This is a genomic window from Arenimonas soli, assembly GCF_014643775.1.
GTDB lineage: Bacteria > Pseudomonadota > Gammaproteobacteria > Xanthomonadales > Xanthomonadaceae > Arenimonas > Arenimonas soli.
The window spans coordinates 109,140-124,627 of record NZ_BMKC01000001.1; the positions used below are offsets into that span (position 1 = coordinate 109,140).

Here is a 15,488-nt window from a genome sequence, read left to right on the forward strand (position 1 = left end):
ATGCGCCTGCTGCTGATCGCGTACGACTTCCCGCCGGTTCCGTCGCCCCAGTCCCTTCGATGGGCCTACCTGGTGCGCGAACTTGCCCGCGCCGGGCACCAAGTGCACGTGCTGGCACCCGACGTGCCCGGTTACGGGCCTGGCGGCTTGCCGCAGGTGCCCGACAGCGTCCGGATCCACCGCGTCTTTCCCGGTCCGTTCATGGGGCTGCTCGCGGCCTGGCAACGTCGGCGGATCGCCGCCGGCACCCTTGCGTCCGAAGGCTCCGGTGCGCCGGCCCAGGCCGGGTTGGCGGAGTCCTGCGACAAGTCGTCGGTGCCCCCGGGAGGCGCTGCCCCTGTTCTGAACTGGAAAGGCAGGCTGCGCGAGCGATTGTTGTTTTCCGGCAGGGGACTCAACTGGAAGGGTGAGCTGGCGGACGCGATAAAGCGCGTGCTCGGCCTATGGCTTTTCCCGGATGCACGCGCCGAATGGATGCCGTGGGCCCGCCGGTCCCTCGACCGGCTGCTCAAGGACGTGAACCCGGACGCGGTGGTCACATCCCACGAACCCGCAAATTCGATCGAACTGGGCCTGCGTGCCCGCAAGCGTGGATTCCGCTGGATCGCCGACCTGGGCGACCCGGTGTTGGCTCCGTACACTCCCCGGCGCTGGCTGAAGCGGGCGCACGGGATGGAACGGGCCGTCTGTGAGAAGGCCGACGTCGTGACGGTTACGAGCCTGGCGGCTGGTCGCATCCTTTCCGAACGCCACGGACTGTCGGTGGATCGATGTGTATTGGTGACCCAGGGTTTCGACGACAGTTTCGACGAGGCGGGCGAGGGCGACCCCGGAGACGACTTCGATGCCGATCGCCTCGAACTGCTCTACACGGGCAGCTTCTACAGCTTCCGCCGGGTTGGCCACTTGCTTGATGCCGTGCTGGCGGTGCCTGGCGCTCGCCTCAACGTGGCCAGCATTGCCGTGCCCCCGGAGCTGGTGCAGGCCTCCCGCAAGCATCCCGGCAGCGTCCGCTTGCTCGGCTTCCTTGCGCACCGGCGCGCGCTGCTGCTGCAGCGTCGCTGCGACATCCTGGTGAACCTGGCCAACGACGATCCGGTGCAGGTGCCGGGAAAACTTTATGAATACCTCGGCGCAGGCGTGCCCGTCCTGCACGTGGGCGGCCACGACGACGATGCGGCCGCCCGACTGCTGCGGGATACCGAGGTGGGCGTGTGTTCGCCGGATGCGTTCGAACCCTTGCGGCAACGGCTTCAATCATGGCTGGATGACAAACGCCGGTTGGGACGGTTGCCCGCTCCCCGGGTAGCACCGGAGGTGCTGGCACCTTTCACCTGGCGCCACCTGGCGGGCCGCGTCGCCGAGCTTGCCGCGGGGCGGGCGCGATGACGATCGAGTCCCCCGGCGAACTTGCATTGCTCCAGCAGCTTCTCGCCGCGCGCAACGAAGCGGCAGACCTGAAGCGCAGGCTCGAAGCCGCCGTCCAGGCACGCGATCGGGTGGAGGATTCGAGCAGCCGCCAGCTGGCGCAGGCGCGGGAAGCGCTGGCCGCTTCGGGCGCGGAGGTCAGGCTGCTTCGCACCAGCCTGCGATTCCGCCTGGGATCACTGCTTGTCGATTCAGTTCGGTCGCCGTCGTCGGTCCTGGCGCTTCCTGGACGCGTGTGGAGGCGCCTGCGGCGGCCCCGCGTTGAAGCCGCCCAGGCTGGTTCATCGACCGCCGGCGCCGGGACTCCGGTGATCGGCGGGCTGCTGTTGCGTGCCGTTCCCGACCGGGTCTGCGGGCCGGCGCCCGCCGAGGCGAGTGAGCTTTTCTCGCTCCCCGCGCCGCCTTCCGCGCCGGCGGCCATGGCGGACCTTCGCGTCGCCGCGATCCTGGATCCCTTTTCGATCGGCAGCTTTGCCCCCGAATGCCGGCTGACCCTGCTGCACCCTGACCGCTGGCAGGCGCAGCTGCGGGAGGCCAGGCCCCACCTGCTGCTCGTGGAGTCGGCCTGGCTAGGCGCCGACGGCGAGTGGCAGGGCCTGGTTGAGCGCGGTTCGGCCGCGCTGCGGGCGATCACCGCGTCCTGCCGGCGCGCCGGCATTCCCACGGTGTTCTGGAACAAGGAAGACCCCCTGCACTTTGGGGCCTTCCTCGATACCGCACGACTTTTCGATCATGTCTTCACCACCGACGCGTCATGCGTGCCGCGCTACCGCCTGGCGCTGGGGCACGACCGGGTCGGCCTGCTGCCCTTCGCCTTGCAGCCCCGCACGCACCATCCCGTACAGGACGAGGGCCGTGTAGCGGCTTCGATGTTCGCCGGCGCCTGGTACGGGCGCATGGCGGAGCGTTGTCGCGACTTCGAGCGCGTCGCCGACGCACTTTCGCTTGCCGGGCCGCTGGTCATCCACGACCGCAACCACGGTGCGAGCGAACCGCACCAGCGGTTCCCGGCACGATTCGCCGCCAGCCTGAGGCCGTCGGTACCGTATGCGCAGACGCCGGCGCTGTTCCGACGCTACCGGATCGGCGTCAACCTCAACACCGTCAAGGACTCGCCAACGATGTTCGCGCGGCGGGTCCTTGAGCTCATCGGCTGCAATACCTCGGTTTATGGCAACCGGTCGCTGGCGCTGCGGCAACTGTTCGGGGATCTGACCGTAAGCTCGGATGACCCGCAGGACATACTGGCCCAGGCCTACCTGGAGCTCCGTGATCCGGATGCGCTCCGGTTTCGCCAGCGCCGCCTGGCTGCCCTGCGCAAGGTGCTCAAGGAGCACTGCTGGGTCCATCGCCTCGGCGCGATAACCCAGGCAGCCCTGGGTTGCGTTCCGGCCTCGGGGCACGGTGCCTTGTGGGTGCTGGCACGGGCGACCACTGCCGACGAACTCGAGCGCGTTGCTGCCGCATTCGGCCGCCAGCGCGGCGTGAAGGCGACACTGGTGCTCGACCTTGGTCCGGGGCTCGCGCTTCCCGACGGTGCCTGCGGCCTGGCGCAGGCGAACCCGGCCGACGGCGACTGGCTCGCGGTCCTGCATCCCGACGACCACTACGGTCCGCATTACCTTGAAGACCTGGCGCTGGCCCGGTCCTTCGACCAGGGTGACGCGCTGGGAAAGGCGGAATGGCTGCAACAACACGATGGGGAGCGGGTCCTGCGCGGGCAGGGTCGGGAATACCGCCGCGTGGAATGCCTGGCCATCCGCCGCTGCCTGCTGCGCCGGTCGCGTTGGGCGGGATCGCTGCAGGAACTGATTGACGCTGCCGACCAGGGATTGCTGCGCGGGGAGGGACTCGTGGCGCTGGATGCCCTTTCCTATGGCGAGGGCGTCGGCCTGGAGGGAGCGGCGGACACGGATGGGCCGGCCCTGGCCGAAGGTGTTTCACTGGTCGCCTTTGAGCAGCTCCTGGCAGGCATGCCGGCCGACGCCGATCCGGCGGCGGCCGGGGCCGACAGCCTGTGTGGTGGTCAGATCGCGCGCCTGTTCAATCTCGGCGTCATGCCGGCGCGAACGTCCGCCAGCGCCAGCGACGGACGACTTGAGATCTGCTCGCTGCTTCCGGAGGGCCTGGAGGATGCCATCTTCAGCGCCCCCGTTGCAGTCGACGCCGTCGAGCGCAATGGAGAACTGCGGGCCTGCCTTCAAGCACCGGCCTGCGCGCAGCTCGATATCTACCTGGACGCGCTCGATGCGGACGGGCGCGTGTTGCGTCGCTTCACCCTGCGCCACGGTTCCCCGGTTCGCGCCCCCCACATCGACGGAACGGTGGCGTATCGAATCGCCGCGACGGTGCGGGGTCGCTTCGTCGCGAACGTCGACGGCATCTGGCTCGGCGCAATGCCTGCACGACCCCTGTTGCTGCCGGGGGAGGGCCGGTTGCTGCTGGTGTGCAACGGTTACCCGCAGGACGGCGAACTTTATCGGAATGCGTTCGTCCACCGGCGCGTGCTCGAGTACCGCAGGCGTGGCGTCGACGTCGATGTCGTGTGGGTCACCAGCCGGTTCGCCCAGCGAAGCTACCTCTTCGACGGGGTCCTGGTGCACGTCTGTCCACCGGCGGTGCTGGCGGCAACGCTCGGGGTGTCCGGCCATGCGGCCGTGGCAGTGCACTTCCTGGACGCTGAAATCTGGCAGGGCATCGAGCAGGCTGCCGGGGACACGCGCACCGTGGTTTGGCTGCACGGGGCGGAGATCCAGCCCTGGACCCGCCGCTCGTGCAATTACATCGATGACGCCGAGCGCGAGGCGGCGAAGGAAGCGAGCGAGCAGCGCATGGCGTTCTGGCGCGGCTTGCTGGCCAGCCCTCCCCAAGGCTTGCACCTGGCCTTCGTCTCACGCACCTTCGCCGAACAGTGCTGGCAGGACCTGGGCATCCGCCTGCCCGATTCACGCTGGACAGTGATCCACAACCCGATCGACACCGCGCTGTACCGATTCGAACCCAAGCCCGACGCCCAGCGGCTTCGGGTCCTTTCGATCAGGCCGCATGGCTACCGCATCTACGCCAATGACCTGGTCGCGGCCACCATCCGGCGCATGGCCCAACACCCCGACTTCCCTGCCTTCCAGTTCCATCTGGTGGGAGACGGTGCGCTGTTCGAGGAGAACTTCGCTGGCCTGGAACAGTTTTCCAACGTGCGGATCGAACGCAGGTTCCTGAGGCAGCCCGAGATCGCGGAGCTTCACCGCGAAGCCGGAATTTTCCTCGTGCCAACGCGAGGGGATACCCAGGGCGTAAGCCGCGACGAGGCCATGGCTTCTGGCCTGGTTCCGGTGACCACCGCCGCTGGCGCGGTGCCCGAGTTCGTCGACGAGGATTGTGGGGTGCTCGTGCCGGCCGAAGACGTTGAAGCCCTGGCTGGCGCGCTGCTGTCCCTGGCTGCGGACCCCGACCGGTTCCAGGCCCTGTCTCGTGCGGCCGCGTTGCGCGTGAGACGCCAGAGTGACATTCGTTTGATTGTTGACAGGGAATTGGACTGGCTTGGTCTGCCCTGCAAAAAGGAGCAAGCATGAAGAACATGAATTCGCTGCGCTGGCTGCTGGCCACCACCCTCGCGGGTGCAGGCGTCGGCTTCCTCGCGTGGGGCATTTGGGCCGGCCGGCCAGAGCTGTCGGCGCTGGGGCTCGGGGCCTGGCTGGCACTGGGTGCTGGCCTGGTCTGGTCCGTTCGCCAGCGTGCCGAGGTTGGCATGGAACTGGGCGCGGCGACCCGCTTCGACCTGGGTCAGGCCAGGCAGTGGCAGGAAGCACAGGCGCAGCTTGCCGCTGAGGGTCAGCGCGAGCTGAGGCAATTGGCCGAAGCCGTGTCCTCCATCAGGGAGCAGATCAAGGCGAATGCCCATGCCCAGGAAACGCTGCGCCAGCTGGTCGTCGACGGAAGCGAGCTGACGCTTCGCTCCTATCGGGACATCACCGCCAGGCTGGTAAGCCAGCACGAGCAGCAGGTGCGCGAGATGCAGGCCAGCATGGCGACCCTCGAGGCGGCCGGCAGCCAGCAAGCGGCAATGGCCCGGAACCAGTTGGAGGCGCTGGCGACGCTGGCCTCTTCAATGCGTGAGGCAATCGAGCAGGTCGCGGCGCAGCAAGCGGCGGAAAGCCGCGAGTTCGTTGCCAAGGCCCTGCTGGATTGGGACGAACAATTGGCCAAGCGACTGCGCGGTGTCAGCAGGACCCTTGAGCAGCGCATGGATTCGCTGGGCGAACTGCTGGGCGGTCACCCCTTCAAGGACCAGCTGCAGAAGGTGGTGGACGATGTTGCGCGCCAGGTCAACGCGGAAGTCGTCGTCAATCGAAAAGACGCCAGGGCGCGCATCGACGGCGTCGGCGACCGCCTGCAGGAAGCATTCAAGGAGCAGATGCTGCAGCTGGTGGACGACGTGTCGCGCCAGGTCAATGCCGAAGTCGTGGTCAACCGCAAGGACGCCAGGACGCGCCTTGACGGGCTCGGCGAACGCCTTGACGAGGCCCTTTCGGCCATCGGCAAGGTGCCGGACGAAAAGCTGGCCGATGCCGTCGTGAAGCGCAACGTGCGCTGGCTCAAGAACGAAACAGTGGTGGAGGTCTCTGCGATGCTGGGCCTGCCGCACCTGCTCAAGCCCCGCCAGGCGCTTCCGGCGCAGACCGGCTATTCCATGGAGCCCTCTTCCATCCTGGCGGTGGCCGAGGAAATCCTTCGCCGGAAACCCAGGCAGGTTCTGGAGTGCGGCAGCGGGCTATCCACGATCTGGCTGGCTTATGCGCTGGAACAGTTGCCGGGCCACGCGAAGATGATTTCCCTCGAACACCTTCAGCAGTACTACGATGCGGGCGTCGAGCAGATCGCGCTCCACGGCCTGGAGTCGATCGTCGACCTGAGGCTGGCGCCCCTCGAGGAGGTCTCCCTGGACGGGTCGGCTTACCCTTGGTACGCAAAGTCGGCGTTGTCCGGCATCCGCAAGGGCATCGACTTGCTGCTGGTCGACGGCCCACCGAAGTCGACGGGCCCGCTGGCCCGATATCCGGCGGTTCCGATGCTTGTCAACAAACTTTCCGACCATGCACTGATCATCGTCGATGACGCCGACCGCCCCGATGAAAAGCAGACCATCGCCCGCTGGCGCGAGCAATTCAGCGGGCTGGGCGAGCCGATGAAGATCGGCGCCCGCACGATTGCCATCGAGTACCGGGGCAAGTGAAGTGAGTTCCCTGCCGATCCAAACCGGGACCGACGGTAAAGATCAAGCCGGCGGGGTGCTGGCGGACTACCTGGACTATTTCGCCGAACGCGGTGATCCCAGGCAGATCGACGCGACCGTGCTGCGCACCGGTTCGCTGGACGGACGCGAACTGTTTGCCGCGATGGCCTCCGGAGGGCGCCTGCGCTGGGCGCAGATCCGCGACCAGATCATCGGTGCCAGGTACCCCGAACGGCTTCCCGCGTGCCTGGAAATGGTGGCTTCGCTCGACCCCCGGCCGGCGCTGCGCTTGGCGCGGATCGTCGCATTGCAGTCACTGTTCCCGGACGACAGGCCGATCGCACTCGACTTCTTCAAGCTCTTCGTGCAGGTGCATGGCATCAAGGCCCTGCAGGCCCAGCACATCCGCCTCTACTGCGACTTGGCGTTCCAGATGCGGGACTGGCAGCTGGTGCGGCGCAACCTCGCCGAGCTCAGAATGCCCGAGCTCGACCGGTTGATGTTGCAGACCGACCTTCTCAATCCGCACATTTCCTCGCCTTTCGGCGACGCGAAGACCTGGCTGGAACAACTGAACCAATCCTACGTCGGCATGGGAGTGGCCCCGCTCGAGCTCGAGCAGGGACTCGCCACGCTGCCTGCTTTCGACCGGTTGTCGGCCAGGCCGACGACCGCAGTGACCGACGGCGCCCGGGTCACCGTTGTCGTGACCAGCTGGAGCCCGGACCAGGGGCTGATCACTGCAATCCGGTCGATCATCTCGCAGACATGGAAGAACCTGGAGGTGCTGGTCATCGACGACTGTTCTCCGGACGAGTACCTGCCGCTGCTCGAGCAGGCGGCCGCCATGGACCCGCGGGTGAAAGTGATCCGACAGCCCCGCAATGGCGGCACCTACGTGGCCCGCAACCGCGGCATCCTGGAAGCCACGGGCAAGTACTTCACCGTGCAGGATTCCGACGACTGGGCGCACCCTGAACGGATTGAGCGGCAGGTGCGTGCCCTGGAGTCCGACGCCGCGTTGGTCTCCACTTCGAGCATGGCCTACCGGTGCGACGAAAACCTGGTCTTCAACCTGCTGGGCACCTCGGCCATTCGTGACAATGCCTCATCGCTCCTGTTCGATCTGGCGCGGGTTCGCGACCGCATCGGGTTCTATGAAGCCTCGCGCAAGGGCGCCGATACCGAATACACCCTGCGCATGCTGCATGCTTTCGGACCCGAATCCCACCGCAACCTGGCCGAGCCACTTGCAATGATCCGGCTCAGCCCCGGCAGCTTGTCGCGCGAGGAGTTCAAGCCGGGATGGCGCCACCCTTCCCGGACCATGTTCCGGCGCAGTTACGAAGCCTGGCACCAGGCGGCAAAGGACCAGCCAGGCGGGCTGTACCGCCCCTTCGTGCAGGAAACCCAGGTCTTCCGCAAGCCCGCCCGCTTTCTCGTCGAACAGCAAGGCGAGGAAGCGATGCGCAGGCAGGCCTATGACCTGGTGTTGGCGGCCGACCTGAGGGCAACGGCGCGACCCGATCGAAGCATCGTTGAAGAGGCTCAGGCCGCTGCCCGGGCCGGACTCCGGGTCGCGCTTTTGCACATGGAGTCCTACCGGAATTCCACGCGCAGGGAAGTAGAGCCCCTGGATCCTGACGTGGAGCGCCTGCTGTCCCAGGGCTGCGTCGACGAGGTGCTGTATACCGACCCGGCGGCCGTCGGCTTGCTGGTGCTGCGGGATCCGACGCTGCTGCAGTTCCCGCCGGGGCGACCATCGGGCCTGAAGGTGGCGCGCGCCCTGGTGGTTGCCGGCCACGGTGCCCGCGGGCCGGACGGACGGATCCACTACGAGCCCCACGACGTCGCCTCGGGATGCTTCCGCTGTTTCAGCGCCGATCCCCGCTGGGTGGCGACCAATGCGGCGGCCAGGCGGCTGCTTGAATCGGAGCTATGTGCCCGGCTCGTGGCGGCGCGAACCTGGCCGAGGGTGGTGGTGACGGACCTGTGGCATACGCCGCGATCGCCGGTTTCCGGGCGGGCGCCCATTCTGGGCCGCTTCATCGCCAAACGTGCGGGTGGTGGCCTGCCTGCGGGTCGCCAGGCCCGCGCAAGGGCGCTGGGTGCCGATACCGAACTGCAGGTGCGGTTCCTCGACGACCATTCGATGCCACGGGCGGGCCGGCTGCTGGGCAGGAAGCTGCCGGCCAACTGGCGGGTGCTGACCAACAACACGGTTTCGCCCGACCTGTTCCTTGCCAGCTGCGATTTTTTCTCCCACCACCACACCGGAAAGCCCACCCAGGATGAAGCCTGGGACATCCGCCGGGCCATGGCATCAGGCTGCATCACCTTGCTGCCGCCGGATTGGGGCGGTCATTTCGGCGACGCGGCCGTCTACTGCGATCCAGATGCCGTGCCGGACGTTGTGAGGCGGATCCATGACGATCCGGGACTACAGGCGGCCCAGAGGCGTCGAAGCCAGGAGTGGCTGCGCGCCCAGGAAATGGAAGCGGGCTTCGCCAAAGCCCTTTCCGGGTTCGCTTCCACCTACTGATATAATCCCGCCCCCTTTTGTACCCAATACGGCTACGGCCGGACTCAGGAAAAGACCAGATGCTAACTGTCAAAGACGCGCGAATCGCCATCGTTGGACTCGGCTACGTCGGACTGCCCCTGGCGGTTGCGTTTGGCCGCCAATCCGACGTGATCGGATTCGACATCAGTGCCGAGCGGATCAAGGAGCTTCGCGCCGGCGTCGACCGTACGCTGGAAACCTCGTCCGATGAGCTCATGGCCGCGAGCCGGCTCAGCTACACCGACAACGTCGAAGACCTGAGGGGCTGCAACGTCTACGTCATCACCGTACCCACGCCGATCGACACGGCCCGACGCCCGGACTTCGATCCGCTGCTCAAGTCCAGCGCCAGCATTGGCCAGGTGCTCAAGCAGGGTGATGTGGTGATTTACGAATCCACCGTCTATCCCGGTGTTACCGAAGAGGTTTGCGTGCCGGTGCTGGAAAAGGTTTCCGGCCTGAAATTCAACAAGGACTTCACCTGCGGCTACAGCCCGGAACGAATCAATCCTGGTGACAAGGAGCGCACGGTCACCAAGATCACGAAGGTTACGTCCGGTTCGACCCCGGAGGCTGCCGAGTTCGTCGACCAGCTCTACAAGACCATCATCCTTGCCGGCACGCACAAGGCCAGCTCCATCCGGGTCGCCGAGGCCGCCAAGGTGATCGAGAACACCCAGCGCGACGTCAATATCGCGCTGATGAACGAACTGGCCCGGATATTCCATCGAATCGGCATCGACACGCACGAGGTGCTCGCCGCTGCAGGCACCAAGTGGAACTTCATGAAGTTCGTACCTGGGCTGGTGGGTGGCCATTGCATCGGCGTTGATCCTTACTATCTGGCCCACAAGGCAACGATGCTCGGCTACAACCCGGAGCTTATCCTTGCCGCGCGCCGGATCAACGACGAAATGGGCCCGCACGTTGCCGACCGCGTCCTGCGCCTGATGGCCAAGAATGGACTGAACATCGTCGGTTCCCGCATCCTGGTGCTGGGCCTGGCGTTCAAGGAAAACTGCCCCGACGTGCGCAACACCAAGGTGGTGGACGTGCTCGAGGAGCTCAAGGAAACCAACGCCAGCATCGACGTCTACGATCCGTGGGTGGATCCGGAACAGGCGCGGCATGAATATGACGTCGGCCTGTCCGGGGTCCCCGTGGCCGGCAGCTACGATGCAGTCATCCTGGCCGTTGCACACAAGCAGTTCATCGGGTCCGAAGCCACGTTGGACATCCAGTCCCTGCTCAAGCCGGGCGGCATAGTTTTCGACGTGAAGGGGACCGTTCCTCCGGCCGGGAACGTCTATCGCCTCTGATCGGCCGGGCAACCGCCCCGGTCCGGAATGCAGGGGTGGGCCTGGCGGTCCCGGATCCCGACCGGCGCTCCCAGGTGTATCTGGTTACCATTGGGTCCGGTGCCCCTGCCAAGACCGGGTCCGATGAGTGAACAACGGCCTGTCCTGGCCCGTGGATTCCCCACGCATCCGATATTCGGCTACTTCCAAGGAGATCCCCCCATGCGCGTTGCCTTCGTGTTCCTGTTTTCCATTGTCCTGCTGGCCGGCTGCGGCGCCGACGTGCCCGTCGAACAGCCGGCCGTTTCGGCGCAAGACGTCCCGCCCGTGCCCGAGGCTCCGGCCGCCGAGCCCGCCACCGCCCATGAAGTGCTGGATCGCGCCATCGAGGCGATCACCGTGGGCGAGCGGGCGTGGCTGCGCTACGACCGTGAACGACCGGACGGCGAGGGTGGGGACGAGCGCCGCGTCTTCATTGAGGTCCTTGGCCAGGATGCCGCCGGCGCCGAGCAGGTGATGATGGCCTTCATGGCCAGCCAGGGCTATGTGGCCGAAGGGCGTCGTGAAGATGGTGACGGTATCCGCGGCATGCTCAACCGGGAAGGCATGGAGTCGATCCGATTCCTGATTCGCGACCGGGCTGCGGGACCGGATCTCCAGATGAGCAACGCGACGTCCTCGATCTACCTGCGCACTTCCGTTCAGTAACCTGGCAACGCAGGCTGGGTCCGGGCGGCGCCTGCCCGGGCCCAGGGACACTTCGACCATGAGAAATCAATGACGAGCCCGAAACACGGCGGACATTCCGGGGGTGGATTCCGCCCTGAGATCCAGGGCCTGCGTGCGGTGGCGGTGGCCCTCGTGCTGGTCTTCCATGTCTGGCCTTCCGCCCTGCCGGGCGGCTACGTCGGCGTCGACGTGTTTTTCGTCATCTCCGGATTCCTGATCACCGGACTGCTTTTGCGCGAGGTGCAGGAGCGCGGGCGGATCTCGATCACGGGCTTTTATGCCAAGCGCATAAAACGACTGCTGCCGGCGGCGACTGTCGTTCTGATGGCAGTGGCCACGTGCATATCGCTCCTGCCGATGGTGCGGTGGCAGGAAACCGCCTACGAGATCGCCGCCAGTGCGCTTTATGTCGAGAACTGGTGGCTGGCCGGGCTCTCCGTGGACTACCTGGCCGCCGATTCGCCGCCAAGCCCGGTAACGCACTTCTGGTCGCTGTCGGTCGAAGAACAGTACTACATCATCTGGCCGCTGCTGTTCGCGGTGGCGGCCGTGTTCTCAGGCTGGAGATCAGCCGGACCCAGGCGTGTCTTCATCGGCTTGCTGGTGCCGATCGGACTCTTGTCGCTTGCGTATTCGATCTACCTGACCCCGCGGAACCCCGGCCTGGCCTACTTCGCCACCACGACCCGCGTTTGGGAGCTGGCGCTGGGTGGTTTCGTGGCCGTCCAGTTCGCGCGGACCAGCCTGGGTGCGGGCAAGGCCACCTTGTTGGGCGTGGCCGGCCTGGTCGCGATCGTCCTGGCTGCCTTTACGTTCGGACACGGTACGCCGTTCCCGGGATACCACGCGCTGTTGCCGACCGTCGGAGCAGCACTCGTGATCATGGCCGGCCAGTCGCACATGTCCTGGTCTCCGCTGCGCTTGCTCAATTCCGGTCCGTTCCAGTACCTGGGTGACATTTCATACTCGCTCTACCTTTGGCACTGGCCGGTCATCGTCTTCTACCAGCAGATCTCGCAACGAGACGTCACGCTGATCGACGGCGTGGTCGTGCTGGTGGTTTCCACGGCGCTGGCGCACCAGACCAAGTTCCTCGTGGAAGATCGCTTCCGTGTGCCGGGGTTCGCAAGCAGCCGTCGCTGGATGCCTTTCGCATTTGCAGGCGGTTGCATCGGCCTCGTGCTGGGATCCGGCGCGTTCGTCAACGCGCAGTACCTGGCGAGGGCGGGTGAACGCGCGGCGTCGGATGCTTCGGAAGGAGCGCTTGCCATCACGCCATCGCCGGCCGGCGCAAGAAGCGACAACCCGGTGGTGTATGCCTTGGGTTGCCACGTCGACCAGATGAGCCCGGAACCGATTCCCTGTGCGATCGAGAATCCCGATGGCGACATGCACGTGATGATCGTCGGCGACTCCCACGCCGTGCAATGGGTGCCGGCGCTGCAGGTCATTGCGAAGTCGAAGGGCTGGCGGCTGAGCAGCCACACCAAGTCCGCTTGCGCGTTCTCGGAAGCGGTCGTCCTGAAGGCGCGCGGCGGGCCCGTCTACGAGTCCTGCCGCGAGTGGAGCCGGAACGTCACCCGGGACCTGTTGGCGACCAAGCCCGACCTCGTGCTGCTTTCACTGTCGACTACCTATCTCGTCGAAGGTGTCAGCGACCCCTCGGACAACTTCGACGCGCTTGCCGCCGGCATTGCCGATGCGGTTCGCCCGCTGGTGGAGGCAGGCATACGGGTGGTGGCCATCCGGGATACGCCCCGCCTGGGTATCGACGTGGCTGAATGCATGAGCCGCCAGGGTGCCACCCAGGCTGGCTGCAGCCGCAATGCGCGCCCCCTCCTGGCGCGCCCCGATCCCCTGGACGCCGCCGCGGTGAGGGTGCCGGCCATGGCCCGGGTCGACATGAACCCGGCGATCTGTCCCGGCACGACCTGTCCGCCGGTAATCGGGGGTTTGCTGGTCTGGCGGGATTCGCACCACCTGACCGCCACCTTCGCCCGGTCGCTGGCGCCGGAGCTGGAGAGCAGGCTGGACGCGGTGCTGGCCGACCATGCCGAACCTGACTGAAGATTCAGGAAGCCGCCTCGAAAGTTGACCGCGGCCAAACCCTGCCCAATGGCCGTGCCGGCCGCCGTTTCGCGTACTTAGCTAGTGCCAGCTACCGGAGCCTCCGGCGTGCAATGGCCAGAAACGTGCAGGACGCACCTCAACCGAGGATCGAAAAAGATGAATCTTTCCATTGTCCAGGGCACCGCCCTATTGGCGCTCACGGCCGCCATCGCCTTCCCGGCGGCCGTTGACGCGGCGAGTGACCGAAAGGTCAACAGCGCCATGAGCTGCCAGCCCTACCGTTCCACCACCAACCAGACCGACCTGGCCTACCGCCCCGCCGGCGTCACCAACATCCGCGATACCGACGAGTACGTGGTGTGCAGCATTTCCGTGGATGTCGACGAGTTCGGTACCTGGACGCCCGACAACAACGGCCAGGTGAACGTGGTGATGTACAACAACACCGAGGCGGTGCCGAACTGCAAGCTGTTCATGGGTTCCAACCTGACCGGCACCACCAACGTGGTCAGCGCGGATCTCTACCAGTACAGCGGTACCTTGTGGACCGCGAACCTGTTCCTGGACAACACCGGTGTTGCCCAGACCGGACAGCCCGATCCGCCGATCACCCTGTACTGCAAGCTCCCGCCCGGCGTGACGCTGACTCGCGTCTGGCAGAATGAGAATGCTGAAACCGACAATCCTGATCCGGTGATGTAAACCATCCGATCGATTGCGGCAGCCAGGGCCACGGCAGTTCCATGCCGTGGCCCGATGCTGAATCCGGCCCCCCACCTTATTGCGTTCCAGGAGCCAGACGTGCAACCAAGCAGCCAGGATCGTCCGCTGATAATGCCCCTGCTCGCTGCAGCTGCGATTGGAGGAGCCATCGTTTTCGGTGGCATGGAGTTTCTTGATCGCCAGGAAGGTCAGGCGGCCAGTGTCCCGGAAGCTGCCGTGGCAGACCTCGAAGTGCCGCCGGCCCCGGAATCAATGAAGGCCGTCGCCAGGGCCGAAGTCCAGGCGCCCCCCGGCCTCACGGCCGCGCAGGCAACCGAAGAGTTTGCCCGGAGTGAATTGGCCGATCTTGGTGTCCGTCTTGATATGCAGCCGGATGCCGGCCAATGGTCGCGCGGCAAGGAACAGTCGCTCGACCGCCTCGTGCTCGAGGAAGAGACCTTCGCATGGGCCCGCGCCAAGATCCTCGATTCGGACGTCCAGTGCCGGCAGGCGGCCTGCCGCGCAAGCTACCGCTTCGCCAGCCTGCTCGATGCCGATGACTTCGCAGCCCAGCTCCTGCTGATGATGGACTCGGAGTTCACTGGCGGGCGAACCATCCCCGTCCGTCGGGAGGATGGGAGCCATGAAGTTCATGTCTTCGTTGTCACCCCGGATGCGCGCGAGCTGCTTTCGACGGGCAGGGCCCCGCCGGAAACCATTTCCACCAGCGATGTCCGGAGGGGCGGCGCCGGGGGCTGAAGCCCCGCCGCATAGGCGTTCAGGAGAAATTTCCCGCCAGGTGGCACTCGCCACCATCCTTTGTCGATTCCTCTAGTGCCTGCCACCGGACTCAACCGGAGTCATGGCCCCCCGCACTCAACGAGGATAGCGACATGAACTTTTCCATCATTCAGGGCACGACCCTTCTGGCCCTCGCGGCCGCCATTGCCTTCCCGGCGGCCACTGAAGCCGCGGATGACCGAAAGGTCAACAGCGCGATGAGCTGCCAGCCCTACCGCAGCACCACCGACCAGACGGACCTGGCCTATCGCCCCGCCGGCGTCACCAACATCCGCGATACCGACGAGTACGTGGTGTGCAGCATTTCCGTGGACGTCGACGAGTTCGGCACCTGGACGCCCGACAACAATGGCCAGGTGAACGTGATCATGCACAACCCTGGCGGGGAAGTGCCCAACTGCAAGCTCTTCATGGGCTCGAACCTGACGGGTACGACCAAGGTGGACAGTGCGAATCTCTACCAGTACAGCGGGGAAATCTGGACGGCCAACCTGTTCCTGGACAACGACGGCGTCGCCCAGATCGGCCAGCCTTCGCCGCCCATCACGCTGTACTGCAAGCTCCCGCCCAGCGCGACGCTGACCCGCGTATGGCAGAACGAAAACGCCGAGACGGACAAGCCGGATCCGATCCTTTAATCCGTCCTGACCACGGCAACTGCCCC

The 15,488-nt window shown here is 66.0% G+C and carries 10 protein-coding genes; all 10 read left to right on the forward strand.

Annotated features, from left to right (window positions below):
• The 10 genes from IEX13_RS00535 to IEX13_RS00580 all read left to right on the forward strand — a co-directional run bounded on the left by IEX13_RS00535 (nucleotide 1) and on the right by IEX13_RS00580 (nucleotide 15,462).
• Nucleotides 1-1,389 (forward strand): glycosyltransferase, encoded by a 1,389-nt coding sequence (locus tag IEX13_RS00535; RefSeq protein WP_188659891.1) that lies wholly within the window; start codon nucleotides 1-3, stop codon nucleotides 1,387-1,389.
• The gene (locus IEX13_RS00540; RefSeq protein ID WP_188659893.1) at nucleotides 1,386-5,000 is read left to right on the forward strand and encodes a glycosyltransferase family protein; all 3,615 of its coding nucleotides are present in this window, start codon (nucleotides 1,386-1,388) and stop codon (nucleotides 4,998-5,000) included. Before IEX13_RS00535 ends, IEX13_RS00540 begins: the two co-directional genes overlap by 4 nt.
• Nucleotides 4,997-6,661, forward strand: coding sequence for a class I SAM-dependent methyltransferase (locus IEX13_RS00545; RefSeq protein WP_188659895.1), 1,665 nt, complete (start codon nucleotides 4,997-4,999; stop codon nucleotides 6,659-6,661). Before IEX13_RS00540 ends, IEX13_RS00545 begins: the two co-directional genes overlap by 4 nt.
• Nucleotide 6,662: 1 nt before the next feature.
• Entirely contained in the window at nucleotides 6,663-9,203 is a 2,541-nt protein-coding gene (locus IEX13_RS00550; protein WP_188659897.1) for a glycosyltransferase family 2 protein, read from the forward strand.
• 59 nt (nucleotides 9,204-9,262) lie between these two features.
• Nucleotides 9,263-10,543 carry a nucleotide sugar dehydrogenase gene (locus tag IEX13_RS00555; RefSeq protein ID WP_188659899.1) on the forward strand — a complete coding sequence of 427 codons (1,281 nt, stop codon included), beginning with the start codon at nucleotides 9,263-9,265 and terminating at the stop codon, nucleotides 10,541-10,543.
• 201 nt (nucleotides 10,544-10,744) lie between these two features.
• Nucleotides 10,745-11,230 (forward strand): hypothetical protein, encoded by a 486-nt coding sequence (locus IEX13_RS00560; protein WP_188659901.1) that lies wholly within the window; start codon nucleotides 10,745-10,747, stop codon nucleotides 11,228-11,230.
• A 69-nt stretch (nucleotides 11,231-11,299) separates the two neighbouring features.
• Entirely contained in the window at nucleotides 11,300-13,318 is a 2,019-nt protein-coding gene (locus IEX13_RS00565; protein ID WP_188659903.1) for an acyltransferase family protein, read from the forward strand.
• Between the two features lie 159 nt (nucleotides 13,319-13,477).
• Nucleotides 13,478-14,023 carry a hypothetical protein gene (locus IEX13_RS00570; protein WP_188659906.1) on the forward strand — a complete coding sequence of 182 codons (546 nt, stop codon included), beginning with the start codon at nucleotides 13,478-13,480 and terminating at the stop codon, nucleotides 14,021-14,023.
• Nucleotides 14,024-14,155: 132 nt separating this feature from the next.
• Entirely contained in the window at nucleotides 14,156-14,782 is a 627-nt protein-coding gene (locus IEX13_RS00575) for a hypothetical protein (protein ID WP_188659909.1), read from the forward strand.
• A 134-nt stretch (nucleotides 14,783-14,916) separates the two neighbouring features.
• Nucleotides 14,917-15,462, forward strand: coding sequence for a hypothetical protein (locus IEX13_RS00580; RefSeq protein ID WP_188659911.1), 546 nt, complete (start codon nucleotides 14,917-14,919; stop codon nucleotides 15,460-15,462).
• The last annotated feature ends 26 nt before the right edge of the window (nucleotides 15,463-15,488 follow it).

Excerpts from the sequence above, each read along its gene's own strand:
- IEX13_RS00535 (WP_188659891.1), top strand. The coding sequence starts at position 1 with ATGCGCCTGCTGCTGATCGCGTACGACTTCCCGCCGGTTCCGTCGCCC.
- IEX13_RS00540 (WP_188659893.1), top strand. The coding sequence starts at position 1,386 with ATGACGATCGAGTCCCCCGGCGAACTTGCATTGCTCCAGCAGCTTCTC.
- IEX13_RS00545 (WP_188659895.1), top strand. The coding sequence starts at position 4,997 with ATGAAGAACATGAATTCGCTGCGCTGGCTGCTGGCCACCACCCTCGCG.
- IEX13_RS00555 (WP_188659899.1), top strand. The coding sequence starts at position 9,263 with ATGCTAACTGTCAAAGACGCGCGAATCGCCATCGTTGGACTCGGCTAC.
- IEX13_RS00560 (WP_188659901.1), top strand. The coding sequence starts at position 10,745 with ATGCGCGTTGCCTTCGTGTTCCTGTTTTCCATTGTCCTGCTGGCCGGC.
- IEX13_RS00565 (WP_188659903.1), top strand. The coding sequence starts at position 11,300 with ATGACGAGCCCGAAACACGGCGGACATTCCGGGGGTGGATTCCGCCCT.
- IEX13_RS00570 (WP_188659906.1), top strand. The coding sequence starts at position 13,478 with ATGAATCTTTCCATTGTCCAGGGCACCGCCCTATTGGCGCTCACGGCC.
- IEX13_RS00575 (WP_188659909.1), top strand. The coding sequence starts at position 14,156 with ATGCCCCTGCTCGCTGCAGCTGCGATTGGAGGAGCCATCGTTTTCGGT.
- IEX13_RS00580 (WP_188659911.1), top strand. The coding sequence starts at position 14,917 with ATGAACTTTTCCATCATTCAGGGCACGACCCTTCTGGCCCTCGCGGCC.